Source organism: Vibrio sp. Y176 (genome assembly GCF_033438945.1).
Map to the genome: position 1 here is coordinate 1 of NZ_JAWOQS010000851.1, position 586 is coordinate 586.

At 48.1% G+C, this 586-nt stretch carries 1 protein-coding gene; it reads right to left on the reverse strand.

What is annotated here, in order from left to right; all coding sequences use genetic code 11:
* Positions 1–586: EAL domain-containing protein (locus tag R7O13_RS29020; protein WP_318305478.1), on the reverse strand; the 586-nt coding region annotated here is incomplete at both ends.

Below are 586 nucleotides of genomic sequence, written 5' to 3' on the forward strand. Positions count from 1 at the left end.
GCCCGTACCAAAATCATCCAACGCCAGTTGTACGCCCAGTTGTTTGATTTCGTTGATGCAGTGGATGGATTCCGTTTCGCCGCCCATCAGCATACTTTCGGTGATTTCTAGCACCAAATGACCTGCAGAGATGTTGTGCTCTTCAATCATGGATTGCAGGAATGAAATCAGCCGTGAATGGTAGAAATGCTGCGCACTCAGGTTGACGTGCACCGTCAGTGGCGGCAAGCCTTGGCTGTGTCTCTTTGTGTTCAGTTTGCCGATAAAATCGCAAGACTGATTGAGAATGGACTCTCCAAGTTCCACAATCAGTTTCCCTTGCTCTGCAAGTGGAATAAAGATCAACGGCGAGATAATGCCGAGCGTTGGATGCGGCCATCGAGCCAATGCTTCAAAGCCAATGATTTCACCTGATTTCGCGTTCACGATTGGTTGAAAATAAGGAATGATGTTGTCTTGTCGAATCGCTACTTCTAAGTCGCGATTGATGATCATCGACGTTTCTGCCTGCTCAGATAACTCACCATCAGCGACCAACACTTCATGCATGTGACGACCGCTCATTGACTGCGCTGAGTAACGAGCT